At 69.7% G+C, this 26825-nt stretch carries 24 protein-coding genes and 1 pseudogene; 15 read left to right on the forward strand and 10 right to left on the reverse strand.

The features are described 5' to 3' along the window. The 7 genes from R2N01_RS00005 to R2N01_RS00035 form a co-directional block, all read left to right on the forward strand. Positions 1-488 (forward strand): Gfo/Idh/MocA family oxidoreductase (locus tag R2N01_RS00005; RefSeq protein ID WP_316667187.1); only part of this gene is annotated, 488 nt, incomplete at its 5' end. A gap of 290 nt (positions 489-778) precedes the next feature. Further along, positions 779-2422, forward strand: a complete 1644-nt coding sequence (locus R2N01_RS00010; protein ID WP_316667189.1) for an MFS transporter — start codon at positions 779-781, stop codon at positions 2420-2422. A 98-nt stretch (positions 2423-2520) separates the two neighbouring features. After that, positions 2521-3555, forward strand: a complete 1035-nt coding sequence (locus R2N01_RS00015; RefSeq protein WP_316667191.1) for a LacI family DNA-binding transcriptional regulator — start codon at positions 2521-2523, stop codon at positions 3553-3555. Positions 3556-3703: 148 nt separating this feature from the next. Continuing rightward, entirely contained in the window at positions 3704-4903 is a 1200-nt protein-coding gene (locus tag R2N01_RS00020) for a Gfo/Idh/MocA family oxidoreductase (RefSeq protein WP_316667193.1), read from the forward strand. Between the two features lie 150 nt (positions 4904-5053). Further along, positions 5054-6052: a sugar phosphate isomerase/epimerase gene (locus R2N01_RS00025; protein WP_316667195.1), complete on the forward strand. Its 999-nt coding sequence runs from the start codon at positions 5054-5056 to the stop codon at positions 6050-6052. A gap of 82 nt (positions 6053-6134) precedes the next feature. After that, positions 6135-6905 (forward strand): sulfite exporter TauE/SafE family protein, encoded by a 771-nt coding sequence (locus tag R2N01_RS00030; protein WP_316667198.1) that lies wholly within the window; start codon positions 6135-6137, stop codon positions 6903-6905. Positions 6906-7079: 174 nt separating this feature from the next. Continuing rightward, positions 7080-8387 (forward strand): dicarboxylate/amino acid:cation symporter, encoded by a 1308-nt coding sequence (locus R2N01_RS00035; RefSeq protein ID WP_316667200.1) that lies wholly within the window; start codon positions 7080-7082, stop codon positions 8385-8387. A 281-nt stretch (positions 8388-8668) separates the two neighbouring features. Here the strand turns inward: R2N01_RS00035 and R2N01_RS00040 are convergent, their stop codons facing one another. Then, positions 8669-9700: an IS110 family transposase gene (locus R2N01_RS00040; RefSeq protein WP_316667201.1), complete on the reverse strand. Its 1032-nt coding sequence runs from the start codon at positions 9698-9700 to the stop codon at positions 8669-8671. Between the two features lie 178 nt (positions 9701-9878). Between R2N01_RS00040 and R2N01_RS00045 the strand changes: the two genes are divergently transcribed. Further along, the gene (locus tag R2N01_RS00045) at positions 9879-10925 is read left to right on the forward strand and encodes a D-cysteine desulfhydrase (protein WP_316667203.1); all 1047 of its coding nucleotides are present in this window, start codon (positions 9879-9881) and stop codon (positions 10923-10925) included. On the opposite strand, the gene R2N01_RS00050 is transcribed toward R2N01_RS00045, so the two are convergent. Both R2N01_RS00050 and R2N01_RS00055 read right to left on the reverse strand, forming a co-directional pair. Continuing rightward, positions 10922-12634, reverse strand: coding sequence for a glutamine--tRNA ligase/YqeY domain fusion protein (locus tag R2N01_RS00050; protein WP_316667205.1), 1713 nt, complete (start codon positions 12632-12634; stop codon positions 10922-10924). The two genes, R2N01_RS00045 and R2N01_RS00050, sit on opposite strands and share 4 nt — an antisense overlap. Before the next feature lie 20 nt (positions 12635-12654). Beyond that, a complete protein-coding gene (locus tag R2N01_RS00055; RefSeq protein WP_316667206.1) occupies positions 12655-13275 on the reverse strand; it encodes a histidine phosphatase family protein in 621 nt (206 codons plus the stop codon). 238 nt (positions 13276-13513) lie between these two features. On the opposite strand from R2N01_RS00055, the gene R2N01_RS00060 reads away from it, so the two are divergent. Both R2N01_RS00060 and R2N01_RS00065 read left to right on the forward strand, forming a co-directional pair. Beyond that, positions 13514-14485: an ABC transporter substrate-binding protein gene (locus R2N01_RS00060; protein ID WP_316667208.1), complete on the forward strand. Its 972-nt coding sequence runs from the start codon at positions 13514-13516 to the stop codon at positions 14483-14485. A 347-nt stretch (positions 14486-14832) separates the two neighbouring features. Further along, on the forward strand, positions 14833-15876 hold the full coding sequence (locus R2N01_RS00065) for a PAC2 family protein (RefSeq protein WP_316667210.1): 1044 nt from the start codon (positions 14833-14835) through the stop codon (positions 15874-15876). A gap of 77 nt (positions 15877-15953) precedes the next feature. On the opposite strand, the gene R2N01_RS00070 is transcribed toward R2N01_RS00065, so the two are convergent. Next, entirely contained in the window at positions 15954-16754 is an 801-nt protein-coding gene (locus R2N01_RS00070) for a PIG-L family deacetylase (RefSeq protein WP_316667212.1), read from the reverse strand. 166 nt (positions 16755-16920) lie between these two features. On the opposite strand from R2N01_RS00070, the gene R2N01_RS00075 reads away from it, so the two are divergent. Further along, positions 16921-17868: a rhomboid family intramembrane serine protease gene (locus tag R2N01_RS00075; RefSeq protein WP_316667214.1), complete on the forward strand. Its 948-nt coding sequence runs from the start codon at positions 16921-16923 to the stop codon at positions 17866-17868. A gap of 24 nt (positions 17869-17892) precedes the next feature. Here R2N01_RS00075 and R2N01_RS00080 read toward each other — a convergent pair whose 3' ends face one another. Both R2N01_RS00080 and R2N01_RS00085 read right to left on the reverse strand, forming a co-directional pair. Then, positions 17893-18513 carry an L-threonylcarbamoyladenylate synthase gene (locus R2N01_RS00080; protein WP_316667216.1) on the reverse strand — a complete coding sequence of 207 codons (621 nt, stop codon included), beginning with the start codon at positions 18511-18513 and terminating at the stop codon, positions 17893-17895. Between the two features lie 23 nt (positions 18514-18536). After that, positions 18537-18908, reverse strand: coding sequence for a hypothetical protein (locus R2N01_RS00085; RefSeq protein WP_316667218.1), 372 nt, complete (start codon positions 18906-18908; stop codon positions 18537-18539). Positions 18909-19168: 260 nt separating this feature from the next. Between R2N01_RS00085 and R2N01_RS00090 the strand changes: the two genes are divergently transcribed. The 4 genes from R2N01_RS00090 to R2N01_RS00105 all read left to right on the forward strand — a co-directional run bounded on the left by R2N01_RS00090 (position 19169) and on the right by R2N01_RS00105 (position 23314). Beyond that, positions 19169-20383 (forward strand): pyrophosphate--fructose-6-phosphate 1-phosphotransferase, encoded by a 1215-nt coding sequence (locus R2N01_RS00090; RefSeq protein ID WP_316667220.1) that lies wholly within the window; start codon positions 19169-19171, stop codon positions 20381-20383. Between the two features lie 68 nt (positions 20384-20451). Further along, positions 20452-21477 carry a DUF2891 family protein gene (locus tag R2N01_RS00095; protein ID WP_316667221.1) on the forward strand — a complete coding sequence of 342 codons (1026 nt, stop codon included), beginning with the start codon at positions 20452-20454 and terminating at the stop codon, positions 21475-21477. Continuing rightward, on the forward strand, positions 21374-22453 hold the full coding sequence (locus tag R2N01_RS00100; RefSeq protein WP_316667511.1) for a mandelate racemase/muconate lactonizing enzyme family protein: 1080 nt from the start codon (positions 21374-21376) through the stop codon (positions 22451-22453). The genes R2N01_RS00095 and R2N01_RS00100 overlap by 104 nt, the downstream gene beginning before the upstream one ends. A gap of 60 nt (positions 22454-22513) precedes the next feature. Continuing rightward, positions 22514-23314 carry a FadR/GntR family transcriptional regulator gene (locus R2N01_RS00105; protein ID WP_316667223.1) on the forward strand — a complete coding sequence of 267 codons (801 nt, stop codon included), beginning with the start codon at positions 22514-22516 and terminating at the stop codon, positions 23312-23314. Here R2N01_RS00105 and R2N01_RS00110 read toward each other — a convergent pair. The 4 genes and pseudogenes from R2N01_RS00110 to R2N01_RS00125 form a co-directional block, all read right to left on the reverse strand. After that, positions 23264-24397 (reverse strand): glycerate kinase, encoded by a 1134-nt coding sequence (locus R2N01_RS00110; RefSeq protein WP_316667226.1) that lies wholly within the window; start codon positions 24395-24397, stop codon positions 23264-23266. The two genes, R2N01_RS00105 and R2N01_RS00110, sit on opposite strands and share 51 nt — an antisense overlap. A gap of 53 nt (positions 24398-24450) precedes the next feature. Next, entirely contained in the window at positions 24451-24927 is a 477-nt protein-coding gene (locus R2N01_RS00115; protein ID WP_316667228.1) for an NAD-binding protein, read from the reverse strand. A gap of 61 nt (positions 24928-24988) precedes the next feature. After that, a pseudogene (locus R2N01_RS11360) lies at positions 24989-25393 on the reverse strand (NAD(P)-binding domain-containing protein); the annotation flags it as partial. 95 nt (positions 25394-25488) lie between these two features. Further along, positions 25489-26817 (reverse strand): enolase C-terminal domain-like protein, encoded by a 1329-nt coding sequence (locus R2N01_RS00125; RefSeq protein ID WP_316667230.1) that lies wholly within the window; start codon positions 26815-26817, stop codon positions 25489-25491. Positions 26818-26825 lie beyond the last annotated feature (8 nt).

Here is a 26825-nt window from a genome sequence, read left to right on the forward strand (position 1 = left end):
TCTTCCGCGACATGACCATCCACGACTTCGACACCGCCCGCTTCTTCCTGGGCGACATCGCCGAGGTCCACGCGGTCGGCCAGAACCTCGACCCGGCCATCGAGGAGGCCGACGACTTCGACGCCGCCGTCATCATCCTGCGGGCCGCCTCCGGCGCCGTGGCCACGATCGTCAACAACCGCCACTGCGCCTCCGGGTACGACCAGCGGCTCGAGGCCTCCGGCCGCGACGGCGCCCTCTTCGCCGAGAACATCCGGGCCAGCACGGTCCGGCTGTCCAATTCCGAGGTCACCGACGCCCAGGAGCCGTACCTCGACTTCTTCCTCGAACGGTACGCGGACGCCTACCGCTTGGAGCTGTCCGCCTTCATCGGGGCCGTCGAGGCCGGAACCGCACCGCCCACGGGCATCGACGACGCCATCGAGGCCCTGCGCCTGGCCGAGGCGGCCACGATCTCCGCCCGCACGGGCGAGGTCGTCCGGCTCTGATCCCGAGCCGGTCCCCGGATCCCCGCCGACGGCCCACGGCGATGATCGTGCCGTGGGCCGCCGGCGGGGTGTCCTCGGTCCACGACCGGGCGACGGCCCGACGGGAATACCGGGCGATGCCCCGCCAATCCCCCTGACCAAAAGTCCTGACAAAGATTCCGCAGAGTCTTGACAAGTTGTTTTGACGCGCGTGAACTGGATAGTGGCACGTACCCCGTCGGCGCACCGGCGATCCGGGTACGTCGGGATCCGCTCGTCACCGCAGACGGGCGCGAGCAGAAGGACCACTCATGACTCACCCACTGCAGGAATCCGAGCTGACGCGAGCACAGATCGACGAGCTCGTCGAGAAGGCCCCTCTTGCGGGGAAGCGGCGCTCGGTCGGCTTCGTCGCCGTCGTCGCGACCCTGGGCTCCCTCCTCTTCGGCTACGACACCGGCGTCATCTCCGGCGCCCTGCCCTACATGTACATGCCCCACGCCGCCGGCGGACTCGACCTCAACTCCTTCGAAGAGGGCCTGGTCGGCGGCATCCTGCTTCTGGGATGCGCCTTCGGGGCCTTCTTCGGCGGACGCCTGTCCGACCGCTACGGACGCCGGCACAACATCCTCATGCTCGCCGTCATCTTCTTCATCGGCGCGATGGCCTGCACCTTCTCCCCCAACCTCTGGGTGCTCTACCCCGCCCGCCTCGTTCTCGGCTTCGCAGTCGGCGGCGCCAGCGCCACCGTGCCCGTCTACCTGGCCGAGACCGCGCCCAAGCGCATCCGGGGCACCCTGGTCGGCGTCGACCAGCTCATGATCGTCACCGGCCAATTCCTGGCCTTCGCGATGAATGCGATCATCGCGCGGGGTATCACCGGCGGCCCCGAGGCCAGGGTCGTCGCCGTGGATCCCGGCACCACGGTGACCATCGACGGCGTCCGGACAGCGGTCGAGGCGGGGCGCACCTACACCTGGGACGTTCTCAAGCAGGTCTCGGACGCCGTCACCATCGACGGGGGCAATGGCGACACGTGGCGCTACATGCTCGTCATCTGCTCCATTCCGGCCATCGCCCTGTGGATCGGCATGCGCATGATGCCGGAGTCCTCCCGCTGGTACGCCGTCAACCGGCGCATTCCAGAGGCCATCGGCGTCCTCAAGCGCGTGCGCGACGACTCCAAGGGCGACGACGTCGCCGACGAGGTCAACGAGATGATCGAGATCAACCGCCGCGAGTCCGCCATCGCCAAGTGGAGTCTCGGACAGATCTTCCGCATCCCGTGGACCAGGCGCGTCCTCATCATCGGATGCCTCATCGGGATCTTCAACCAGACCACCGGCGTCAACACGATGATGTACTACGCCCCCAAGGTCCTCCAGGCGGCCGGTTTCGCCACCGAGGACGCCATCGCCCTCGACGTTCTCACCGGTCTCGCCTCCGTCATCGGATCGGCCCTCGGCCTGTGGCTCCTGGCGCGCTTCAACCGCCGCCAGGTCATCATCGGCGGCACTGTCGGGCTGACCGTCATGCTGTGGGCCATGACCGCCGTCTTCCTCTTCGGCATCAGCCCGCACCTCGACGCCGACGGCAACGTCCTGTCCGGCATGCCCGTCCCGGTGCCCTATCTCGTGGTGGCCGTCATCGTCATCTACATGCTCTTCATGCAGGCCGGCAACGCCCCCGGCACGTGGGTCATCATGTCGGAGCTCTTCCCGGCGCGCATGCGCGGCGCCGCCATGGGCTTCGCCGTCCTGTGCATCTGGGTGTCCAATGCGATCATCACCTTCGCGTTCCCATCGATGATGAGCCGCCTCGGCCCGGTGCCCACCTACCTCATCTTCGCGATCGTCAACGTCATCGCGGTGATCTACATGTACCGCAGGATCCCCGAGACGAAGCACTTCTCGTTGGAGGAGCTCGAGGAGGAATTCCAGCGCCGCTACGCATGACGGACCGACCTCGCCGCGACGAGGAGGGCCCGCCCCCGAGCCCCACCGTGTAATCTGCGCATGGGCCGCGCCAGCCGGTCCGACCGGAGGAGGGGCCCGTGGTGGTGAGCGGACAGGACGTCACTCAGAGCGATGTGGCACGCGCCGCCGGGGTCTCCCGCAGCCTGGTCTCCCTCGCGCTGAACGGCTCCCCCAAGGTCGCCGAGGCGACACGGCACCGCATCGCGGAGACCGCCGCCAGTCTCGGCTACCGGGTCAATGCGACTGCGGCGTCCCTGGCCCGCCAGCGCTCCAGCATCATCGGTCTGGTTCTGCCGAATCTGCGCAACGCCTTCCTGGAGCAGATCGCGCACACCCTGGGCGAGGCGACGAGCGCCCGTGGCCTCGCCCTCTTCGTGACGGTCGGGTCCGACCGGCCCGAGATGCTCCACCGGGCCATCGAGAGCCTCCTGGGCGTGCGCGTCACAGGACTCATACTCGTCTCGCCCTGGCTGCCCGACGAGGACATCACCGCCATCGGCGAAGAGGCGCCCGTCTGCCTCATCGGGCGGCGCAGCCCCGGGGGGCGGGTCGACTCGGTGCGCGTGGACGAGGACGCGGCGGCCCGTCTGCTCATCGGGCATCTCGCAGAACTCGGCACGCACTCGATCGGGTACGTCGGACCGCATGTCGTGAACGACACCTCCCCCTTCGAGCGGGAGACGTCGCTGCGGCGCGCGGCCCTGGCCGCCGGTCTGCCCGTGGATGCGCGCGAGTGCGGGGAGGACGCCGGACCGGCCGTGCGCGAGATGCTGCAGGCCCATCCCGAGCCCCTCGGCCTGGTCATTCACAGCGACACCCTCGCCATCGATGCCGTTCCCGTGCTGCGCGAGACCCCCCGGAGGCCGGGTGCGGAAGTCGCCCTCGTCTCCTACGACAACACCTATCTGGCCAGACGCGGAGAGTTCTCCCTCACCAGCATCGACCAGCCGGAGGACGTCCTGGGGACGACGGCCGTACGCCTGCTGTGCGAGCGCGCCGGCGGCGACGCCGTTCCGCCCGAGGAGCCCCGCGACGTCGTGCTCGAACCCGCACTCGTCATCCGCGACTCCTCCCGCCTCGCGACGATGCGCGAGGCGGCACCGCACCGCTGAGGGACCCGCAGGACAGGGAGCGGAATGGGGGCGGCGGGGCCTTGACACTCGCTGATCACGCTGCCCATACTTGACCCACACACGTTATTAACGCGCGTCAAATCCCTTGGACCAGCCCGTCAACGAGGACAACAGAGGTTATGAACCCATGAGCACCGAATCTCTCTCCGTCGCCGTCATCGGTGCCGGCATGGCAGGCACCACTCACGCCAACGCCTGGCGCCAGGTCGGCACCGTCTACGATCTCGGCCTGCCGAAGGTCCGTCTGGCCGTCATCGCCGACGCCTACGAGCCCTTCGCCGCGGACACCGCGGAGCGCTACGGCTACGAGAAGGCCGTCACCGACTGGCGCCGCGTCGCCGACGACCCCGGCATCGACATCGTCTCGATCGTCGTCGGCAACGCGCTGCACCGCGAGATCGCCGAGACCCTCATCAAGGCCGGAAAGCACGTCCTGTGCGAGAAGCCGTTGGCCGACACCCTCGAGAACGCCAAGGCCATGGCCGAGGCGGAGAGGACCGCCGGTGTCGTCACCGCCACCGGTTTCACCTTCCGCCGCAACGCCGCCGTCGCCCAGCTCGCCGAACTCGTGCACAGCGGTCACCTGGGCGAGATCAACCACTTCGACGCCCGCTACTGGTGCGACTACGGCGCCGACCCGTCCACCCCGATGGCCTGGCGCTACAAGGGCCCGATGGGCTCCGGTGCCCTGGGGGATGTCGGCAGTCACCTCATCGACACGGCCGAGACCATCTGCGGCCCGCTCGTCTCCGTCTCCGGCGCGGCGATGACCACGGCCATCGAGGAGCGCCCGGTCGCCAAGGGCCACGTCACCCGCGGCACCGCTCTCGACACCGCCGACGCCAGCTACGAGCCGGTGGAGAACGACGACGTCGCCACCTTCACCGCTCGCTTCGCCAATGGCGCCGTCGGCACCTTCTCCTGCTCCCGTGTCGCCTGGGGCCTGCCCAACTCCCTCATGGTGGACGTGCTCGGTTCCAGGGGCCGCGCATCCTGGGATCTCTCCCGCTGCGGCGAGATCAAGATCGACGACACCGACTCGCCCGCCGGACTGGGTGGCGCCCGCCGGGTCCTCGTCAACCCCGGCTTCCCCTACTACGGCCGCGGTTCCTCCATGGCGGTCGCCGGCGTCGGGCTCACCCAGATCGAGCAGTTCACCTACCAGGCCCACGCCTTCCTCCAGCAGGTGGCCGGCGTCACCGACGGCGCGCTGCCGCCCTGCGCCACCTTCGCCGACGGCTACCGCGAGATGCTCATCGCCGACGCCGTCGCCCGGTCCGCCGCGAACGGCGGCACCGCGATCGACGTCTCCAGCATCACCGAGTAGGGCCCGCTGGTGGGCCCGTCGAGCGCACGGGCCCACCGATCCCATCGATCGGATCCTCAACGACAACCCACCACAAGCCCGGCGGCGATCGCCGGGAACCGACGACACCGGCACCGGGCGGCCCCGGTGCCGGCACGAAGGAGCACCATCATGGCACTCACCTACGGCGCCTACACCGCCTGCCTCCAGGACCGCCCGCTCGGTGCGGCCCTCGACATCCTCAAGGACGCCGGCCTGACCGGCGCGGAGGTCAACGTCGGCGGCTTCATCCCCTCCCCGCACTGCCCCGTCGATGCCCTGCTCGCCTCGGAGGCGGCGCGCGATGACTACCTGGGCATCTTCGCGGACAGGGGCATGACCCTGTCGGGCCTCAACACCTCCGGCAACCCGGTCTCGCCCCTGCCCAACGAGGGCCTCAAGCATGCCGAGGACATCCGCAACGCCATCAGGCTGGCCGGGCTGCTCGGCGTCAAGGAGATCGTGACGATGTCCGGCACCCCCGGCACCGATCCGACCGCCAAGTACGCATCCTGGGTCGTCAACCCGTGGAACGGCATCGACCTGGAGATCCTCGACTACCAGTGGTCCGTCGTCGTGCCCTTCTTCAAGGAGGTCGACGCCCTGGCCCGGGACAACGACGTCAAGGTCTGTCTGGAGCTGCATCCGCGCAACCTGGTTTTCAACATCCCGACCTTCGAGCGCCTCGTCGAGGAGACCGGCGCCACGAACCTGCGCGTGAACATGGACCCATCCCACCTCTTCTGGCAGCAGATGGACCCGATCGCCGCCACCAAGCGCCTGGGGGGCCTCGTCGGCCACGTCCACGCCAAGGACACGAAGATCCTCCCGGGCGTCGCCTACCGCGGCGTCCTGGACACCGACTTCGGCCACGTCCCGGTGGACTCCGCGGGCAAGGTCCCGGTGGCCTACGGCTACTGGTGCTCCGCCTGGCCCCAGGACCCGGCCTGGCGCTTCGTCGCCTTCGGCCTGGGCCATGACACCGACTACTGGGCCGAGTTCCTGCGCGCGATCCAGGCCGCGGATCCCGACACGAACGTCAACATCGAGCACGAGGACGCCGAGTACGGCAATGTCGAGGGCCTGCGGGTCTCCGCCGCCAATCTGCTGGCCGCCGTCGCCAAGGTGTGAGACGGCACCGGTCCCACCCGCGGAGGGCCCCGGGCGCCCGGGGCCCTCCGCCTTTCCCCGACTGGCCCAAGGATCACGCCCCGTGCCCGCTCCACTCGACCTGACGACGGCGCAATGGACCGTCCTCGCGGTGTCCGCGTTCCTCGTCGGCATCGCCAAGACCGCCCTGCCGGGCCTCGCCACCCTGTCCGTCGCCCTGTTCGCGGCCGTCCTGCCGGCCCGGGAGTCCACCGCGGCAATGGTCCCCCTCCTGCTCGCGGGCGATCTGTACGCGATATGGAAATACCGTCACGACGTCGACTGGCCGGCGCTGCGCCGGCTCGCGCCGGCGATCCTGGTCGGACTCGGTGCTGGAACGCTCGTCCTGCGGCAGATCGACGACGCGGGCATGAAGCGGATGATCGGCGTCATCCTCCTCCTGCTCACCGCGGTGACGCTGTGGATGATGTGGAACCGCACCCGCCCCGGCCACCGCGGCGGGACGGCCCGCACGTTCTCCACGAACCCGGTCGCACGCTGGGCCTACGGCTCCATGGGCGGGTTCACCACCATGGTCGCCAACGCCGGCGGCCCGCCGATGACGATGTACTTCGTGGCCTCCGGTTTCGACGTACTGCGCTTCATGGGAACGCAGGCCTACTTCTTCTTCTTCGTCAATTTGGCGAAGGTCCCCTTCCAGGCGGGTCTCGGGCTGTTCTCGGCGCGCTCGCTGAGCGCCGATGCCGCCCTGCTGGTACCGCTGGCCCTGGGCGCCCTCTTCGGGGGATTCGTCATCGAACGGATCAACGCCGCCGTCTTCGACGCCCTCGTCATCGCCCTGACGATCGGCTCCTCGATCTTCCTCCTCATCTGATCCGTCCGAGAAGGCGGCAGCACGCCCGTCCCGCTCCCCGGTCGGCGCCAGCCCCCGAGACCGCTCCGCTGCTCCCCGACGGTCTGTGGCATGGTGTGGCGGTGCCCCGCCGGGGCGCATCCGCAGGACGAGAACAGAGAGGGCCGCATCGCAATGCGGCGGTCGGGGTATGTCATGACAACGAGCACACCGCGGGGAGCCTCCCGCCCCGCAGTACCCACCGCGCTCAGGGGCGGCTGGCGGAACTACCGCTTCCCGCTGCTGATCATCGCCGGCGTCCTCACCGGCGCCGTCGCCGGACTGGTCCTGGGCGAGAGGGCCGCCGTCCTCAGGCCCTTCGGCACGGTCTTCATCAACATGATGTTCACGCTCGTGGTCCCGCTGGTCTTCTTCTCGATCTCCTCCGCCGTCGCGGCGATGGACTCGGCCAAACGGCTGGGCCGGATCATGGTCGCGATGATGTGCGTCTTCATCGTCACCGGCATCGTCGCCTCCGTCCTGATGATCGCCGCACTCGGCGTCTTCAGCCCGCTGCAGAGCCTCACCATCGAGCTCACCGATCCCGGCAGCACCGATTCGACCGGCTCCATCGGCGACCAGATCATCCGGGCCATCACGGTCGACGACTTCTCCGGCCTGCTCAGCGCCAAGTCGATGCTGCCACTGATCATCTTCGCCGTCCTGGTCGGCTTCGCCGCGACCGGCGCCGGCGAGAGGGGGAGGCCCTTCAGGGACCTCCTGGCCTCGGCCAGCGAGGTCTTCATGAGACTGACGTCGATCGTCATGTATTACGCGCCGATCGGCCTGGGCGCCTACTTCGCGGCCCTCATCGGCCAGCTCGGCGCCCAGCTCGTCGGCGGCTACGCGAGGGCCTTCGTCGTCTACTTCCCCGTCGCCACCGTCTACTTCCTGGGGGCGTTCACCCTGTACGGTTTCATCTCCGGCGGCCGCGAAGGCGTCAGACGCTTCTGGCGCAACATCCTGGAACCGACTGCCGTGGCCTTCGGCACGGGCTCCTCGGTGGCGTCCATACCGGCGAACCTGCGCGCGGCCAACAGGACCGGCGTTCCGGCCGACATCTCCGAGACGATCATTCCGATCGGCGCAACGATCCACATGGAGGGCTCCTGCCTGAGCGCCATCTTGAAGATCGCCTTCCTCTTCGCCCTCTTCGACCAGAACCTGTTCACGCCGAGGAATGTGCTCATCGCCGTGGGCGTCGCACTGCTGTCGGGCATGGTCATGTCCGGCATCCCCTCCGGCGGTTTCATCGGCGAGATGATGATCGTGACGCTCTACGGCTTCCCGGCCTCGTCCCTGCCCGTCATCTCCCTGATAGGCACGGTCATCGACGCCCCGGCGACCACCATCAACGCCGTGGGCGACAACTCATCGAGCATGCTGGTGGCGCGCATCCTGGATGGCAGGGACTGGATGGCCAGGGGACGCGCCGCCAACGAGGCCGCGGGCCTCCTCGACTGATATGTGACCCTTTGTTGTCAAGGGGGCGCGGCGAAGTGGTGTCCCCGGTTTTTGGGGACACCACTTCGCGTTCGTGCACGTTGCCGGCGGCGTTCGGCGTGGTCGTCGACGCGATGGTCAGACTGACATGCGCGGGCTGGTTACCGCTTGACGGGTTGTTCGGCAGAGGCGGAGCCGCTGGTCTGAGGACGAACCCGCGGCGGGGTTCGCAGTCGAAACACGGGTCACCCCGATACGCGTGCCAACCGGCGCCGTGAACGTTCCGTGTGGCCTGCGGGAGTTCACATGGTGGCCAGCGTCCAGCACCAGCCGGCGAGCTCGCGGGCGATCACGGGCCGCTTGTGGCGGGCGTCGAAATCGGGCCAGTGTTCGTGGAGGCGTTCGTTGCCCTGGCGAGCCTTCGCGACGACGGGTCCCGACGCCTTGCTCCACCTCGCGAACATCGTGTTCCCGGACCGGTAGGCGGGCTTGCGGTGCCATGCTGCCTCCACCGGGAGCCGGCGGGCGTGGGTGTTGCCGGCCTTCGTGATCGACGTCACCGCCCGCTTGTCCCCGGTGGATGCCTCGCCCGGTGTCAGACCGAGGAACGCGCCGATCCCGTTGCCGTCGAACCGGGTCCAGTCACCGACCTCGACCGCCAGCCCGAACCCGGTCAACGTGGCGATCCCTCTCAGGCAACGGAGTCGGTTCACGATCGGGGTGAACAGGCTGTCAGCTGCCATGGCTTCGATCTGCCGGTCCAGCTGCGCGCGGCGGGCGGCGGTGAAGATCACGTCCTCATAAGAGCTGTCGAACGCGGCCCGAGCGCCGGACTGGTCGAATCGGATGCCACGCAGCCACCGCTCGTGGTCAGGGGTCCACGCGCGGCCGCCGCTGTATATGTGCCCGTGCCGCAGCAACAGCTTCGACAACCGATGCCGAGACGCCATCAGATCGATGCGGGCGTCCTCGCGGGCCCGGACCACGCCGCGAGCCGTGTCCTCGACGATGCTGGGAACCCGCACCGCGGTGACCTCATCCATCCGCAGCAACCGCGCCAACGGCATCGCGTCCTTGGCGTCGGTCTTCACCCGATCCCCAACCGGACGCACGGTCTTCGACGGCGCCGCCACAACACACCTCGTTCCCGCGCTGGTGAAAGCTCGCGCCAACCCGTAGCCAGTGGGCCCGGCCTCATGGGTGACCGCGACCGGACCCGGCAAAGCGTGGACCCACTCCAGACGACGGCGCCAGCCGGGCCGTCCTCGTAGCACCAGTCTTCGTGTCAATCGCCGCCGCAACCACGCTGCGCGCGTGCACGTCCGGCCCAACACTCGTACGCTCTGTAAACACCGGGGCCTCTACGACTGTGGACAGACCGACCAGGACCCGCTCCCGCTCGGTAACCCACGAACATGCGCAGCGCGAGGCCCCGGCCCGTCAACCCCCAACCCATCAGGGGCCACTCATACCGTCTGAGCGGGCTCCCCGCGGACAGAACGAAGGAAGAACATGGATCTGGCACGTTTCCCCCGCCGCCACTACACGGACGGCCCCACGCCGTTCGAGCCGCTGCGCGCCCTGAGCCGGGTGCTCGGCGGACCGCGGGTCTGGATCAAGCGCGACGACCAGCTCGGTCTGACCGCCGGCGGCAACAAGACCCGCAAGCTCGAATTCCTCGTGGCCGACGCCCTGGCCAAGGGCGCGGACACGCTCATCACGGCCGGCGGCGTCCAATCGAACCACGCCCGTCTGACACTGGCCGCCGCTGTGCGCGAGCACTTGGCCTGCCGGCTCGTCCTCGAAGAGGACCTGGCCCCGGGCGGCAGTCCGGCGCCCGGGGGCAATCCCCCGGCATACGACGGCAACTACCTGCTGTTCGACCTGCTGGGCGCCGAGAGGGTCGAGACGCATCCCAACGGGGCGGATCTCGACGGCCTCATGGAGGAGATGGCTCAGGGCGCCAGAGCCGAGGGCCGCACGCCGTATCTCATCCCGGTCGGCGGTTCCAGCCCGAGGGGTGCGCTCGGGTACGTCGCAGCGGCCCAGGAGATCATCGCCCAGAGCTCTCAGCTGGACGCCCCCCTGTCGGCCATCGTCGTCCCCAGCGGTTCGGCCGGCATGCACGTCGGTCTGGTGGTCGGTCTGCACGCGGCCAACACGAACGTCCCGGTCATCGGCATCAACGTGAGCCGCACCGCGACCGACCAGGAGCCGCGGATCGCCGGACTCGCCGATGAGACGACCGGATTCCTCGACCTGCCCGCCGTGCCGCACGAGACCATCATCAGCCTGGGCGAGTACTTCGCCCCCGGATACGCGCTCCCGAACGATGCCATGGTCGAGGCCGTGCGCCTGTTCGCCCGCACCGAGGGCATCCTGCTCGACCCGGTGTACACCGGAAAGGCGGCTGCGGGCCTCATCGACCTGATCCGCAGGGGAACCTGGGGTCCGGACGAGAACGTGCTGCTCGTCCACTCCGGCGGTGTGCCGGGCCTGTGGCCGCGCGCGGGATTCTTCGCAGCCACGAGCTCGCTGGGCCGATCGGACCAGTCCTAGGTCCTGCGACCGGCCCTGGCGGCCTTGCGCTGCAGAGCCGCCCACTCGTCGCGCAGGCCCACCGTGCGATGGAACAGGCCCTTCGTGTACGGGTCCGCGGCGAAGTAGCCCAGACGCTCGAACTGGATGACCTGACCGGGCTCGACATCGGCGATCGCGGCCTCGCCCTTGGCGTCGGGCAGCAGTTCGCGGGAATCGGGGTTGAGGTCGTCGAGCGGCTCACCGGTGGCCTCGCCGGGATTCGGCGCGGCGAACAGGCGGCCGTAGAGGGCCACCTCGACGTCGACGGCGTGTGAGGCGCTGACCCAGTGCATCGTCGACTTCACCTTGCGGCCATCGGGGGCGTCGCCGCCGCGCGTGGCCGGATCGTAGGCGGCGTGCACCTCGACCAGATCGCCGTTCTCGTCCTTGACCACGCCGGTGGCGGTGATGAAGTAGGCGCCGCGCAGCCGGACCTCGCGGCCGGGCGCCAAGCGGAAGAACTTCGGCGGGGGCACCTCGGCGAAGTCCTCCTGCTCGATGTACAGGTCCCCGGTGAAGGCCACCTCGCGCGCGCCGTCGTCCGGGTTCTCCGGGTTGTTCGTCAGCCTGAAGTGCTCGACAACGGGCGCGCCGTTCTCGTCCGCCGGCCAGTTGTCGATGATCAGGTGCAGCGGACGCGTGACGACCATGCGGCGCTGACTCGCCGTGTTGAGCTCGCGGCGGACGAAGGACTCGAGCTCCTCGATGTTGTGACGCGAGTTGGTGCGCGTCGTGCCGATGTAGGTGCAGAAGTCGCGCACCGCCCGGGCCGGGTAGCCGCGACGGCGCAGACCGCGCAGCGTGGGCATGCGCGGGTCGTCCCAGCCGTCGACGACGCCGTCGGCGACGAGCCCGGCCAGGCGCCGCTTGGAGGTGATCGTGTGGGTGAGTTCCAGGCGGGCGAACTCGATCTGGCGCGGCTGGCCGGCCGGCAGCGGGAGGTGGCTGAGATACCAGTCGTACAGCGGGCGGTGAGTGTCGAACTCCAGGGTGCACAGCGAGTGGGTGACCCCTTCGATGGCGTCGGACTGACCGTGCGCCCAGTCGTAGGTCGGGTAGATGGGCCATTGCGTACCGGTCTGGTGGTGCTCGGCGTGGCGGATGCGGTACATCACCGGATCGCGCAGGAGCATCGTGTCGGAGGCCATGTCTATCCTGGCGCGCAGTACGCGGGAGCCGTCGGGGAACTCACCGGCGCGCATGCGGGCGAACAGGCCGAGGTTCTCCTCGACCGAGCGGTCCCGATAGGGGCTCTCGACGCCGGGCCTGCCGAATCCGCCGCGCTGGGCGGAGATCGTCTCGTTGTCCTGGTCGTCGACGTAGGCCAGACCGCGCCTGATCAGATGACACGCCCACTGGTAGAGCTGCTCGAAGTAGCCGGAGGCGTGCCGGACAGCGGCCGGCTCGTACCCGAGCCAGGCGATGTCGTCGAGGATCGACTGGACGAACTCGGGGTCCTCCGCCACCGGGTTGGTGTCGTCGAGGCGCACATTGCACACGCCTCCGAATCTCTCGGCGGTGCCGAAGTCGACGGTGATGGCCTTGGCATGGCCGATGTGCAGATACCCGTTCGGTTCAGGCGGGAAGCGCGTCTGGACGCGCCCTCCGTACCTGCCGTCCTCGATGTCGTGCTCGATCGCGTCGCCGATGAAATCGCCGGCGCCGCCGCTCGTCCCCGCGTTCGCCATGGCGGTCAAGTTAGCACGCGTCACGCACCCTGCCCCCACTGCGGCGAGGCGTTGAAGTGGTCCAGGCGCCACCCCGCGCTCGTGGGCGTCAGGCCGGTCGAGCAGCAGTTGTCCATGGAGTCGAGACGCCACACGGCCTCGATGCCCCAGCCGAACATGGCCGCGGTGCCCATCCGGATGGCGGTGCCGTGCGAGAAGACGAGCACGGCACCGGCGGGCGAGGACTCGTGGATCTGCGCGAGCACCCGGCTCATGCGCCGCTGGACGAGAACGCCGGACTCGCCGCCGGGCCATAGGAAATCCTGTCCGACGCGCCAGCCGGCTATCTCCGGGTCCAGGGCCAGCGCCTCCTCCCAGACGTGTCCTTCGGCTCTGCCGAAGTCCATCTCCTTGAGGCGGTCGTCGGTGCGGATGTCGAGCCCGGTCACGGCGGCCACCTCGGCCGCCGTGTCGTGGGCCCGGCTCAGCGGGGAGCTCCAGATCGCAACCGGATCGAGCGATGCGTAGTGGCCGGCGGCGGCCCGGGCCTGCCGCCGCCCTGTCTCGTCCAGGGGGATGTCCGTGGCACCCTGCCAGCGCCGCTGAGCGTTCCATTCGGTCTGACCATGACGAACCAGGATCAGACGGGGTCTGACCGGCATCGTTCCCCCTCTCTGCGGACCGGCTCACCCCGGTCGGCCGTACAAGCCTATTAGTGCTCATCAACGCGGACGGATTCCCCTCGGGAGCCGTCGGTGCCGCACGATCTTCCGTCCGGGGCCGCCGGCCGCGACCGGAAACGAGAAAATGTTCAGCGAACGGCTACGAGAGGACAACACTTCCGGCGGGCACTAGCGTAGGCCCTCCGAAGAATCTTCTCCCACTGGCGAAGGATAAACCATGAATCGTCGCGCTCTGCTCTCCGCCGCAGGCCTCGCCGCGCTGGCCGGTCCCCTGGCCGCCTGTTCCTCCGACTCCGGCGACTCGGGTTCCTCCCCCAGCTATTCGATCGGCATCATGCAGGTCCTCACCCACGGTTCGCTGGACGCCGCACGCGAGGGCTTCGAGGCCGCCTTCGCCGATGCCGGCATCGCCTGCCGGTTCGACGAGAAGAACGCCCAGGGAGACCAGGGCACTGCGACGAGCATCGCCTCGGAGTTCTCCTCCCAGGGCCTCGATCTGGTTCTGGCCATCGGCACCCCGGCGGCCCAGGCGGCCGCCCAGGCCATCACCCAGGTGCCCGTCCTGTTCACCGCCGTCACCGACCCGGTCAGCGCTCAGCTCGTCGCCTCCTCGGAGGCCCCCGGCGGCAATGTCACCGGCACGAGCGACATGAACCCGGTCGCCGAGCAGATCGGCCTCATCAAGCAGATCAAGCCCGAGGCCTCCTCTGTCGGCCTCCTCCACTCCGCCGGCGAGGTCAACTCGCAGGTCCAGATCGACCTGGCCCGTACCGCCGCCGAGGACCAGGACCTGTCGGTCCGGGAGAGAACGATCACCAACGCCGCCGAGCTTCAGCAGGCCGCCGAGGCCCTCGACGTCGACGCCATCTACGTGCCGACCGACAACAACGTGGTCTCCGGCCTGGCCACGATCGTGGCGCTCTGCGAGAACCGCAGGATCCCGCTCGTCGTCGCCGAGGGCGACTCGGTGCGCAACGGCGGCGTCATCACCTATGGCATCGACTACACCAGGCTCGGCCGGCAGACCGGCGAGATGGCCATCAGGATCCTGCGCGACGGCGCCGATCCGGCTACCGTGCCCGTCCAGACCCAGTCCGACCTGACCGTCTACGTCAACGAGACCGCCGCGGCCGCCATGGGCGTCACGATCCCCGCAGACCTGCTCGACGGCGCGGAGAGGGTCGGCTGATCGGGCGCCCGGAGCCATCGAACCGGGCCTGCTCGCGGGCTCACGGCCCTGTGGTTCCGCCTCATTCTCCGGGTCCTCGACTTCACGGACCCGATGGTCGACGGCGGCTCCACCGCGGACGCGCGGGTCTGCGCTCCGATCATCACCCGCGGCGGCAATCCATCCGGACGCCGCGCGTCTGGGATCCGGCCGCCCCCGGAGCGAACGCGCCCGGAATTCCTGCCCAACCCACCGGGTAAAGTTGAGTCAGGTTCGCTGAAGTTTCGGGAATGAATCGTGCCCCCTAAGCGTTGCACCGGTATGCGTCGAGCGCAGGAATGCACGCGATGCGAGTGCAGGAGGAAAACATGTTCGAGCCCACACCGCTGTTCCACTACGAGAGCTCCATCGATCAGCGCACGGTCCACGACCGCGTCCTGGTGATCACCCTGGGCAGCTACGGAGACGCAGGTTCGGCCCAGGCCCAGCTCGACAGGCACCTGTTCAATACTCTCGTCCATCGCAAGCTCGGCTCCTTCGACGTCGATCAGATCATGGACTACCGCGAGCACCGTCCCATGATCGACCTGGACCTCGACCACTACGCCAACTACGAGGCGCCCGCGATGGAGTTGCATGAGCTCATCGACAAGTCCGGAGCGCCCTTCCTGCTGCTGACCGGTCCCGAGCCGTCGTTGCAGTGGGAACGCATCGCGAGCTCGATCGAGCGCATCGTCGACGAGCTCGACGTGCAGCTCGTGGTGACCGCCCAGGGCATTCCCATGCCGGTGCCGCACACCCGCCCGGTCACACTGACCAGGCTGGCCACGCGCCGAGAGCTGCTGCCCGGGAACCAGGGCATCGGCTCGTTCCGCATGAGCGCATCCTTCTCCTCGATGATGACCCAGCGGCTCGGCGAGAAGGAACTGGACGTCATCAACCTGGCCGCCCACGTGCCGCAGTACCTGGCGGAGAACGAGTACCCGCAGGCGGTGATCGCCCTGGTGCACGGATTGAACCTCAACGCCGGCCTCGAGGTGCCGATGGGAGACCTGGAGCAGTCGGCCCGGCTGGTGCGCGGCCAGATCGACGCCCAGGTGAACGTCTCCGAGCAGCTGCAACAGGTCATCGCCCAGCTCGAGGGCCAGTACGATCGTTTCATGGCCGACCGCTCCCTGCCGGTGAACGGCGAGAGCCTGCCTGATGCCGACGAGATCGGCCAAGCGGTCGAGGACTTCCTCGCGAGCCTGGACAACGGAGGCGCACAGGGCGCCGGCCCCCACGTCCCGAACGAGCAGGAGGGCCAGTCCCCTGCCGGACCTGCGGGCGGCCCGGAGGACCCCGGCGGCGGGTCCGACGGCACCGGACAGCAGGACGGCCCCGACCCCGAGCAGGGTCAGGACCGGCAGTAGCACTCGTCGATGGGCGGGACCGCGCGGACACACGCGGGCCGGGCCGTCCGGGTTCTCGCCGAGGTGCGCCCGGCGGTTCAGCCCCGGGCGGGCCAGGCGTGCTCCATCTGGCCCGGGTCGGCGGGTTCGCGGTAGTACTCGGTGCCGAACATGAGGGCGAAGACCTCGGCGGACAGCGACAAGAAGACGCCGACGTCGCTGGACTGGCTGGCGTGGGCCTCCAGGGCGCGGTGCTTGGTTGCGATGACGCGCTCAGGCAGGTCGATCGCCCAGCGGATCTGCGACTGGGGCGAGCCCATCGGCTCGCCGTCGTCGCCGACCGCTTCCGGGCCCCACAGGCCGCCGTCCTCAGCGCCCATGGCCCTGGCCCTCTCGTAGCGCTCGGCGACGGCTTCCTGGTTCATCGTCCCCTCGAGCACGCGCAGCCCCGTGCCGAGCAGCGCCGCGGGGGCGGCGCCGGCCCGATGGACCATCAGATGATCCGGGTGCCCGTACCCGCCGTGCGGATCGTAGTGGACGAGTACATCGGCGTTCTCCTCGCGCAGGACCCGGGCGATCCGCCCGGCGACCAGCACCGGATCCGCGTTGCAGAAGGCCCTCGGGTTGGCGTTGGAGTCCCAGCCGGTCATCCCGGAGTCGGCGAACCCCAGACGGACGATCCGGTCGATGCCGATGACCTCGGCGGCGCGTTCGTGCTCGGCGCGGCGGTGGTCGGCCAGGTCGGCGGGATCGAGGCCGCCGGGCACGACGCCGAGGGCGCCGTCGGTCGCGAGGATCTCGACGACGCGATCACCGCGCTCGTGGGCCATGACCATGGTCCCGGAGGTCTGGCTGGCCTCGTCGTCCGGATGCGCGTGCAGGAAGACCCAGTTCGTCATGCGGCAATCATTCCACGCCGGTCTCGGCCCCCGGCCGTCCCCCATGCCCTGGACCGAACGCCGGAGCCCGCGCCCCGGGCCCTGTCACAGGGTGGTCTCGCAAAGTTTCCGGTCGTGCACGATCAGGCGACCGGAGCGGTTCTCGGGCGCCTCGTAGACTGATCGGGTGAGCGACGAGACGAACACCGGCGGCACCGAGCCGACTCCCCCTCCCGGAACGCCCGATTTCGCCGCGCCCGATTCCCCGTGGCCCTCGCTGGACCCGCAGGACTCCGGCAAGACGGCTTCGGGGCCCGCACCGGACCAGTCCTGGCAGGCGCCACCGGCCACACCGCAGCGGCCGGATCAGCCGGCCCCCGGGCCGTCCACTCCGGAGGCGTTCGACGCGATGCCGGCCTGGGGCCATCAGCCAGCCCGCATGCCGGGCGCCCCGCAGTACGGGCAGACGGCCTCTGGTGGCTACGTCCCGGCCGGGTGGGGCGCGTCCGGGGACGGCAGGCCGCTCGTCACGTACACGATGATGGGGATCTGCGCCGCCCTGTGGCTGCTCTCGACGGTCGCCCCTCAACTGTCGGGCGTCCTCGAGCTGGTCCCCGACCTGGCCTTCGGCCAGCCGTGGCGCCTGCTCACCGGCGGTTTCCTGTACCTCGGCGGCAGTTTCATCAGCATCGGCCTCGGCGTCCTGACGATCTGGATCGTCGGACAGGCGATCGAGCCGCGCATGGGGCACAAGAACTTCCTCATGCTGTACCTGCTGAGCCTGATCGGCGGCTCGGCCGCCCTCGTACTGTGGTGCCGGGCCTTCGACACCTACCAGCTCGCCAATGGTGCGTCCGCGGCGGTCTGGGGCATGTTCGGCGTCCTGGCGACCATACGCCCGCAGGGCTCCGGGCAGACCAACAGCGGCCTGTGGGTGCTCATCGGGCTGAACGTCGCCTACGTCTTCCTGTTCCCGACGATCGCCTGGCAGGCCAAGCTCGGTGGGTTCCTCGTCGGCCTGGCCGCCGGCTGGCTCGTCAAGAACCGCAGCAGAACGGGCCAGGACCATACGTACGCCCTGTGGCTGCTGCTCATTCCGATCGCCGTGGCCCTGGGCATCGCGGCGCTGCTGTAGATCCCCGCCGCGGTGGCACGAGGCTTATTCGAACAGCTCCGTGCTCCCGCCCCCACGGCGCACGATCCCGGGCTCGTCACCGGTCAGGTCGATGACGGTGGTCGGCAGTCCGCCGGCATCACCGGAGTCGATGACCGCATCGATGTCGTTGTCGAGCGCCTCCTTGATCCGCCAGCCATCGGCCAGGGGCTCCTCCTGCCCGGGCATGATCAGGGTGGAGGAGACGATGGGTTCGTCGAGGGCCTCGACGAGGGCCAGCGCGGTCACATGATCGGGCACGCGCACGCCCACCGTGCGGTGGCTCGGGTGCAGCATGGCGCGCGGCACGTCGCGGCTGGCGCGCAGGATGAACGTGTACGGCCCCGGTGTCGCGGCCTTGACGGCGCGGAACTGGCGATTGCCCATCTCGACGTACGTGCCGAGCTGGGCGAAGTCGCTGACGACGACCGACAGGTGGTGCTTCTCGTCGAGTTCGCGGATACGGCGGATGCGCTCGATGCCGGCCTTGTTCCCGTAGGCCGTGCCCAGTGCGAAGCCCGAGTCCGTCGGGTAGGCGATGACCGCTCCCCCGCGGAGCAGGTCCGCCGTCTGGTCGACCGAGCGCTGCTGCGGGTTCACCGGGTGCACGGGGTAGTAACGAGCCATGGGACAAGCCTAGGCCGGCCGCCTCAGCCCTGGCGCAGATCGGCCTCGGCCCTGCCCGTAACGGTGAACTGGTCGATGCCGATGACGCCCAGGAAGACCGTGCCGCATCCGGCGGTGGTGCTCACCCGCACCCGTCGGTCCGGACCGACGGACACCCGGACGTCGGTGATGTCGTAGCCGCGCGCCGTGTCCGTGGCGGCACGGACCGCCTGGGCGTCGCCCGAGGCCCCCTGGAGCCGGGAGGCCGCGGCGGCGTCGGTGGCGGCCCGGGCTCCGGCCGCGGCGGCCACCTGGGCCTCCCGTTGGGCGGTCAGGCGCGCGGCGCCGTCGACCGCCAGCCCCGCCACGAGGACGAGCGCGGGCATGACGGCGGCGAAGAGCGTGCTGACGCTCATGCCGCGCTCGTCTCGCGCCGGTCCGAGGGATGGTGGCGCGGAGCCGGCTGCCGAGTCGCGCCGGGTGTTCTCGGAGAGAGGATCTGGCCTCATCGCGTGCTCCCAGGGGTGGGTGCCTTCAGTGTGGCACGCGACGCATGCGGGGCAACAGGGTTGTGGACATCGCTCCTGGGAGAGTCCCATTCCGGCGTCTCCGTGGCCTAGGCTTGAAGCGATGGGTCCGCACAAGGGCGGGCCCTGCTCAAGGGAAAGGCTTCCACATGGTGAAGAAGGTGGCCCTGCTCACTGCCGGCGGTTTCGCTCCGTGTCTGTCCTCGGCCATCGCCGGTCTGGTGCGCCGCTACACCGAGGTGTCCCCCCAGACCACGATCATCGGCTACCGCTACGGCTACGAGGGCCTGCTCAAAGGCGACTCGATCGAGTTCTCCCCCGAGGTCCGCGCCCACTACGACCGCCTCTTCGCCTTCGGCGGCTCGCCCATCGGGAACTCGCGCGTCAAGCTGACGAATGCCGCCGACCTCGTCAAGCGCGGACTGGTGCCCGAGGGCTCCGACCCGCTGAAGATCGCCGCCGACCAACTGGCCGCCGACGGCGTCGACGTCCTGCACACCATCGGCGGTGACGACACCAACACCACCGCCGCGGACCTGGCCTCCTTCCTGGCCAGGAACGATTACCCGCTCACCGTCGTCGGCCTGCCCAAGACCATCGACAACGACATCGTCCCGGTGCGTCAGTCCCTCGGCGCGTGGACCGCAGCCGATCAGGGCGCCAGATTCGCCGCCAATGTCATCGGCGAGCACAACGCCGCCCCGCGCGAACTGATCATCCACGAGGTCATGGGGCGCAACTGCGGCTATCTCACCGCCGAGACCGCCCGCCGCTACCGTGCCTGGCTCGATCAGCAGGAGTGGCTGCCCGAAGCCGGCCTGGAGCGCGAGGCCTGGGAGGTCCACGCCGTGTACGTGCCCGAGGCCCAGATCGATCTCGATGCCGAGGCCGAGCGCCTGTCCGGGGTCATGGACGAGGTCGGCAATGTGAACATCTTCCTGTCCGAGGGCGCCGGCGTGAACGACATCGTCGCCCAGCTGCGGGCGACCGGCCAGGAGGTCCCGCTGGACGCCTTCGGTCACGTCCAGCTCGACAAGGTGAACCCCGGCGAGTGGTTCGCCAAACAGTTCGCTCCGCGCATCAAGGCGGCCAAGACCATGGTCCAGAAGTCCGGTTACTTCAGCCGCTCGGCCAAGTCGAATGACGAGGACCTGGAGCTCATCGCGGCCACCTGCGACATGGCCGTCGACGCCGCGCTGGCCGGCGACTCCGGCGTCGTCGGCCAGGACGAGGAGGCCGGCGACGAGCTGTCGGTCATCGCCTTCCCCCGTATCGCCGGGCACAAGCCCTTCGACATCGACCAGGACTGGTACACGCAGATGCTGTCCGAGATCGGCCAGCCGGCTCCGGTCAGGACCGAGTGATCCGCTGTTCCCCGGCGGGGCGCCCCACGTGCCTTCCCGGTCCGATCCCCTGCGAGGCCCCTCCCCTGATGAGCAGTACGTCCCAGTGCCCGGACTGGCGCGCCCGGTGGGCCGTCGGCTGGGCGCAGTCGCTGCTCCGGTCGCTGGAGACCCCCACGCCGTGGGTTCCTTTCCGCTCGTCCACGGCCGCCGGGACCAGCCCTGATGCGCAGAGCCTGCATCCGCGCGCGGACGACGACTGGCACTCGTCCGCGCACATGCAGTGGGCCGCGCTGGTCCTGCTGCGCACGGCTCCAGGAGAACTCGGCCCGGAGCTGCGCCGGACATTGACCGGCGCGCTGCGCAGGCGCTGGCGCGGCGGGGCGATCGGCGTCGAGGCCGATCACCTGCGCACGCACCGGGATGCCGGACGCCCGCTCGGCTGGGCGTGGACGGCCATGCTGGCCGCCGAGGCCAGGCGCAACGAGGTCGCCGTCCGGTACGGGTGGGATGAGCAGCTCGACGGTCTGGCCCGTGCGGTGTCGATGAACCTGGCGCGTGCGCTGGCGCGCGTGGGGACGCCGGTGCGGCTCGGCACGGACAGGAACACCGCGTTCAGCATGGGGCTGCTGCTCGACGCCTTCCGGGCCCTCGAGATGGCAGGGCCGGTCAGTGCCCTCGGCGATCGGGCCCGCTCATGGTTCTGCGGGCGGGATCGCTCCTCCTCCGCGGTCGATCCCTGCCCGAACGACATCTGCTCCCCGGCTCTGGCACAGGCCGATCTGGTCCGCCGAGTGCTGCCGGGCGGCGTCTTCGACGGCTGGCTGGCCGGTTTCCTGCCGCGCCTGGGTTCGGCGGGAGACACGACCCTGCGATTCCCCGTTCTCCACGGAGAACCGGGCGGCGGGGGCCGGATGCTGCCGCCCCTGGCTCTGACGCGCGCGCTGCACCTGCGCCATCTGGCCCCGCACCTGCCCCGGGCCCGCGGTGCTCTGGCATCGGGATCAGCCGATCGGCTGGTCCACGAGGCGGCCCCGCTCATCACCACCGCGGGGGTGTCCACTGCGCATCTGCTCGTCCCCCTGGCCGTGCTGGCCGTGCGACCGCCGGCATGACGGCATCGGCTTCGCGTACTCCAAGCGCGCCGGGGGACCCGCGCAGTTCGCCCACGCCCGCGAGATCGCCGACGACCTCATCGGTGAGGACCCCAGCGACATCGATCGTCTGCGCGTCAAACTCCTGTGGGCCGGCGCACCGGTCGGCCGCTCCGGCGTCGCCGTCCAAGCGATAGCCGCCATCGACGTCGCCCTGTGGGACCTCAAGTCGAAGCGCGCCGGGCTGCCGCTGGCCAAGCTCATCGGCGCCCACCGCGACTCCATCCGCTGCTACAACACCTCCGGCGGCTTTCTCAACGCCCCGCTCGGGGCCGTCCTGGAGAACGCCACCAGGTCGCTCGAGACCGGCATCGGCGGCATCAAGATCAAGGTCGGCCACCCGGATCCTCACGTGGACCTCGAACGGTTGACGGCCATGCGCGAGCACCTGGGCGACGACTTCCCCCTCATGGTGGACGCCAACCAGCAGTGGGACCGGCCCACCGCCATGCGCATGTGCAGAACCCTCGAGCAGTTCGACCTCGTATGGATCGAGGAGCCCCTGGACGCCTGCGACTACGAGGGCCATGCGGAGCTCACCCGCCAGATCCTCACCCCCATCGCCACCGGTGAGATGCTGACCTCGGTCGCCGAGCACATCGGGCTCATCGAGAATAGGGCGTGCGACTTCATCCAGCCCGACGCCCCGCGCATCGGCGGCATCTCGGAGTTCCTCAGGCTCTCGGCCCTGGCGTACACGGCCGGGCTCATGCTGGCCCCGCACTTCTCGATGGAGATCCACTCGCACCTGGCGACGACCTATCCCCTCGAGCCCTGGGTCGAGCACTTCGACTGGCTCGACCCCCTCTTCAACGAGCACATGGAGATCAGGGACGGCCGCATGATCGTCTCCGACCGCCCGGGGCTGGGCGTGACACCGTCGGACCAGCTGCGCGCCTGGACGATCGACGCCTTCGAGACCGGCGCCCGGCGGTGAGGCCGGGGCCGGTCCGAACCCGGTAGCCTGCGGGTGCACGCGGGTACCCGGAGGCCCCGTATGACAGCACTGCACCGCAACGACCCGCCGGGGCTGAGGCACGCCTTGGCCGACCAGCTGAAGCGACGCATCGCCCAGGGCGATCTCGGCGCCGGGGACCGGGTCCCCTCGGAGGCTGAACTGTGCCATGACTTCGCGGTGTCCCGTACGGTCGTCAGGGAGGCGGTCGCCCAGTTGCGCGCCGAGGGTCTGGTGGAGACCTTCCGGGGCCGCGGCTGCTCCTACGTCATCGCGCCGAACGGCGGCCAGGGGGCCGGCGCAGGGCTCTCCCCGGCCGGTAGTCCCCGCCAGATCATGGAGCTGCGTCTCGCGCTCGAGTGCGAGGCCTCCTCCCTGGCGGCCTCGAGGCGCTCCGCGGTGGACCTGGCCGCCATCGGCCGGGCGATGACGGACCTGCGCGAGGTCCTGTCCCGCCGGGAGCCGGCCATCGCGCAGGACTTCGCCGTTCACCTGGCCATAGCCGTCGCCGCAGGCAATCCGCCCATCACCGGAGTCCTGCGGGAACTCGGCCCCCAGGCCATTCTCCGTCACCGGACCGGCATCGACGGCTCCGTAGTGATGGCGCCGGGGCATGCCGAACTTCTCGTGCACGAGCACCAGCAGATCTGCGACGCGATCGCCCGGGGCGACCCCGAGACGGCGAGAGCCGCGATGCGCACGCACCTGTCCCGCTCGCTCGCGGCCCTCGACACCGGCCCCTCCGCTCCCCCGCGGCAGCGCCCGCGGGCCGGAAGCAGTCCCGGGGTCCGTTCATCCGCTCATCGACCGCCCGGCCACGACGAGCCGGACCGCCCGCTCTGAGGCGTCCGCGAGCGCCCGACGTCCGTTCCGCAGGGAGTCCTCGAGGGTCGTGACGCCGGCCACGATGGGGACGAGCCCGACGAAGCCGTGGTCGTACAGTTCCTCGACCCCCTCCCCGAGCCTGCCGGCGAAGGCCACGACGGGCACGCCGGCGGGCCGGGCCACTCGGGCGATCCCCGAGAGGGTCTTGCCCATGAGCGTCTGACGGTCCATGGCGCCCTCGCCGGTGAAGACGAGATCAGCGCCCTCGATCGCCCGGGCGAGCCCGACCGTCTCGACGACGAGGTCCGCGCCGGACTGCAGCACTCCGCCGAGGAAGGCGCAGAACGCATAGCCCAGCCCACCTGCCGCGCCCGCGCCCTCCTGGGCCGCGACGGAGTTCACGTGCCCGCTCACCGTCGCGAGGCGTCTCAGGGCGCCGTCGAGGAATTCGACGTCCTGCGGGGAGGCGCCCTTCTGCGGCCCGAAGACCGCGGAGGCGCCGTGGCCGCCGAGCAGGGGGTTGTCGACGTCGCAGGCGATCTTGAAGACGGAGTCCCGGATCCTCGGGTCGAGGGTCGAGACGTCGACCGCGGCAAGGCGCATGAGAGAGGCAGGGCTCCCGTCCAGCTCATCGCCCCCGGCGTCGGTGAAGCGCACGCCGAGGGCGCGCAGCATGCCTGCGCCGCCGTCGTTCGTCGCGGACCCCCCGATCCCGACGAGGAACTCGCGTGCGCCCCGATCGAGTGCGGCCGCGATCATCTGACCGACACCGTAGGTGGTGGCCTCGCGGATGCGGCGCCGCTGCGGGGGGATCATGCCCAGCCCGATCGCCTGGGCGCACTCCATGACGGCCCTGCCGCCGGCGAGCGCCATCCTCGCCGATGCGGAGTCGCCGTACGCGTCGAGGACCGGGACCTCGACCATCTCCAGCCCGAGCGCATCGGCGAGGGACTCGGTGAACCCCTCACCGCCGTCGGCCATGGGGATCTGCGGGCAGTCGGCATCGGGGAGCACCCGGTGCACGCCCTCGGCGAGGGCCGCGGCCGCCTCGGCCGCGCTCATCGACTCCTTGAAACTGTCGGGTGCGCAGACGATCTTCATGTCGACTCCTCGGTGAAGGGTGCCCGCAGGGTCCCTGCGGGCACCGCACGGTATCAGTCCTGCGGATGACCGGGCCTGAGCTCGACGCCGGCGAGCTTCTCGTACACCTTGACGAGCGAGGAATGGTCCTCGGCGGCGAGGCCGTCACCGTCCAGGGCACTCATCATCTCACGGACCAGGGACGTCAGAGGGAGCGGTGCATCGACGCCGTGACCCGTGTCCAGGACGTTCGCCAGATCCTTGATGTGCAGATTGATGCGGAATCCCGGGGCGAAATCGCGGGCGAGCATCATCGGGACCTTCGCGTCCATGACCGTCGAGCCGGCCAGGCCCCCGCGGATGGCCCGGTACACGGCCTCGGGGTCGACCCCGGCCTTCTGCGCTAGGGTGAAGGCCTCGGCACAGACGGCGATGTTGACCGCGACGATGGCCTGGTTCGCGAGCTTGGCGATATTGCCGGCGCCGATGCCGCCGACGTAGGTGACGTCGCCCGCCATCGCGTCGATGACCGGCGCGACCCTGTCGAACACCGCCCCGGTCGCCGCCGACCATGACCGACATCGTCCCGTCGATCGCTTTCGGCTCGCCGCCGGAGACCGGCGCGTCGAGCATGGCGATGCCCGCCCTGGCCATTCCGTCGTGCACCTCGCGGGACACGAGCGGGGCGATGGAGGACATGTCGACGTAGACGAGCCCTTCATGGGCCCCCTCGACGATGCCGCCCCTCCCCAGGGCGGCCTCCTTCACCTGCGGGGAATTCGGGAGCATCGTGATGACGAGCTCGGCCGCGGCCGCGGCCTGCCCGGCGTTCGCGACGGGGACGGCCCCGAGCGATGCGAGATCATCGATCGACTCCTGGTGATGGTCGTTCACATAGAGCTCATGGCCTGCCTCGACGAGGTTCCTGGCCATCGGGCGGCCCATGATGCCCAGTCCGATGAAACCGATCTTCATAGAGTTCTCTCCTTGAATTGTCTTGAATCGATCTTCAGCCATCCGAATCCGCCTGGTCCACCGGCCCCGCGAGGAACTCGCGCAATGGGCCGGTCGGACCGGGCCTCACCGGCAAGACGCCTCTTCACCCGATCACCTCACCGGACGAGGGCCGGTTTCTTCGGGTCGAAGGCCCAGCCGGGGATGAGGTACTGCATGCCGATGGAGTCGTCGCGGGCCCCGGGCCCCGCCACCTTCTCCCGGTACAGCTCGTGGGCGGCGCCGATCCGCTCCATGTCCGGCTCGACGCCCAGACCGGGGGTTCCGGGGAGGTGCACCGTGCCGTTCTCGATGAGTGGGGGCGCGAGCGTCAGGCGCTCGACACCCTCCTGCCAGATCCAGTGGGTGTCGAAGGCGTTGTACTCGCCCGGGGCCGCAGCGCCGCACTGGACGGCCATGGCCAGGGAGATGTCGAAGTGGTTGTTGGAGTGGCAGCCCCAGGTGAGCCCCATGTCGTGGCACAGCTGGGCAACCCGCACCGAGCCCTGCATCGTCCAGAAGTGCGGATCGGCCAGCGGTATCGAGACCGCCTGAAGCGCTATCGAGTGGGTCATCTGGCGCCAGTCGGTGTCGACCATGTTCGTGGCAGTGGGCAGCCCGGTCGCCCGGCGGAACTCCGCGAGTACCTCGCGTCCGGAGAACCCGTCCTCGGCCCCGCAGGGGTCCTCGGCGTAGGCGAGCACCCCGAGGAGCGGCTTGCACAGCCGTACCGATTCATCCAGGGACCAGCAGCCGTTGGGGTCGAGGGTGATGCGCGCGGACGGGAAGCGCTCCTTGAGCGCGAGGACCGCCCCGATCTCCTCCTCGGGCCTGAGCACCCCGCCCTTGAGCTTGAAGTCCTGGAAACCGTACTTCTCCTGGGCGGCCTCCCCCTGCCGGACGATCGCCTCGGGCGTCAGCGCCTCCTCGTGGCGGATCCGGTACCACGGGCAGCCGCTGTCGTCCTCGCGCAGATAGCCGAGGTCCGCCCGGCCGGAATCGGCGACGTAGAAGAGGTAGCCGAGGACCCGGACCTCGTCGCGCTGTTGCCCGTCGCCGAGGAGCTCGGCCACGGGCAGACCCGTGAACTGGCCGAACAGGTCCAGCAGAGCCGCCTCGATCGCCGTCACGGCATGGACCGCGGTGCGCTCGAAGGTCCAGAAGATGTCGGCGCCGTCGCGTCCGGTCACGATCTGCGCGACGCTGCGCAGGATCCGCTTGTATCCCGTGACGGGTTCGCCGAGAACGGCCTCGAAGCCGTCGCGGATCGCCGCCGTGATGCGCTCGGCGCCCGGGACCTCGCCGAGGCCGAGGCGGCCCTCCGAGTCGGTGAGGACTACGACGTTGCGGGTGAAGAGGGGCTGGTGGACGCCGGCGAGGTTGAGGAGCATCGAGTCGCGGCCGGCAACCGGGTAGACATCGGCCCTGACGATGGTGGGAGTCTTCACTGGTCATC

Source organism: uncultured Propionibacterium sp. (genome assembly GCF_963539965.1).
Classification (GTDB): domain Bacteria; phylum Actinomycetota; class Actinomycetes; order Propionibacteriales; family Propionibacteriaceae; genus Propionibacterium.

Excerpts from the sequence above, each read along its gene's own strand:
- R2N01_RS00010 (WP_316667189.1), top strand. The coding sequence starts at position 779 with ATGACTCACCCACTGCAGGAATCCGAGCTGACGCGAGCACAGATCGAC.
- R2N01_RS00020 (WP_316667193.1), top strand. The coding sequence starts at position 3,704 with ATGAGCACCGAATCTCTCTCCGTCGCCGTCATCGGTGCCGGCATGGCA.
- R2N01_RS00025 (WP_316667195.1), top strand. The coding sequence starts at position 5,054 with ATGGCACTCACCTACGGCGCCTACACCGCCTGCCTCCAGGACCGCCCG.
- R2N01_RS00035 (WP_316667200.1), top strand. The coding sequence starts at position 7,080 with ATGACAACGAGCACACCGCGGGGAGCCTCCCGCCCCGCAGTACCCACC.
- R2N01_RS00045 (WP_316667203.1), top strand. The coding sequence starts at position 9,879 with ATGGATCTGGCACGTTTCCCCCGCCGCCACTACACGGACGGCCCCACG.
- R2N01_RS00050 (WP_316667205.1), bottom strand. The coding sequence starts at position 12,634 with ATGGCGAACGCGGGGACGAGCGGCGGCGCCGGCGATTTCATCGGCGAC.
- R2N01_RS00055 (WP_316667206.1), bottom strand. The coding sequence starts at position 13,275 with ATGCCGGTCAGACCCCGTCTGATCCTGGTTCGTCATGGTCAGACCGAA.
- R2N01_RS00060 (WP_316667208.1), top strand. The coding sequence starts at position 13,514 with ATGAATCGTCGCGCTCTGCTCTCCGCCGCAGGCCTCGCCGCGCTGGCC.
- R2N01_RS00065 (WP_316667210.1), top strand. The coding sequence starts at position 14,833 with ATGTTCGAGCCCACACCGCTGTTCCACTACGAGAGCTCCATCGATCAG.
- R2N01_RS00070 (WP_316667212.1), bottom strand. The coding sequence starts at position 16,754 with ATGACGAACTGGGTCTTCCTGCACGCGCATCCGGACGACGAGGCCAGC.
- R2N01_RS00080 (WP_316667216.1), bottom strand. The coding sequence starts at position 18,513 with ATGGCTCGTTACTACCCCGTGCACCCGGTGAACCCGCAGCAGCGCTCG.
- R2N01_RS00085 (WP_316667218.1), bottom strand. The coding sequence starts at position 18,908 with ATGAGCGTCAGCACGCTCTTCGCCGCCGTCATGCCCGCGCTCGTCCTC.
- R2N01_RS00090 (WP_316667220.1), top strand. The coding sequence starts at position 19,169 with ATGGTGAAGAAGGTGGCCCTGCTCACTGCCGGCGGTTTCGCTCCGTGT.
- R2N01_RS00095 (WP_316667221.1), top strand. The coding sequence starts at position 20,452 with ATGAGCAGTACGTCCCAGTGCCCGGACTGGCGCGCCCGGTGGGCCGTC.
- R2N01_RS00105 (WP_316667223.1), top strand. The coding sequence starts at position 22,514 with ATGACAGCACTGCACCGCAACGACCCGCCGGGGCTGAGGCACGCCTTG.
- R2N01_RS00110 (WP_316667226.1), bottom strand. The coding sequence starts at position 24,397 with ATGAAGATCGTCTGCGCACCCGACAGTTTCAAGGAGTCGATGAGCGCG.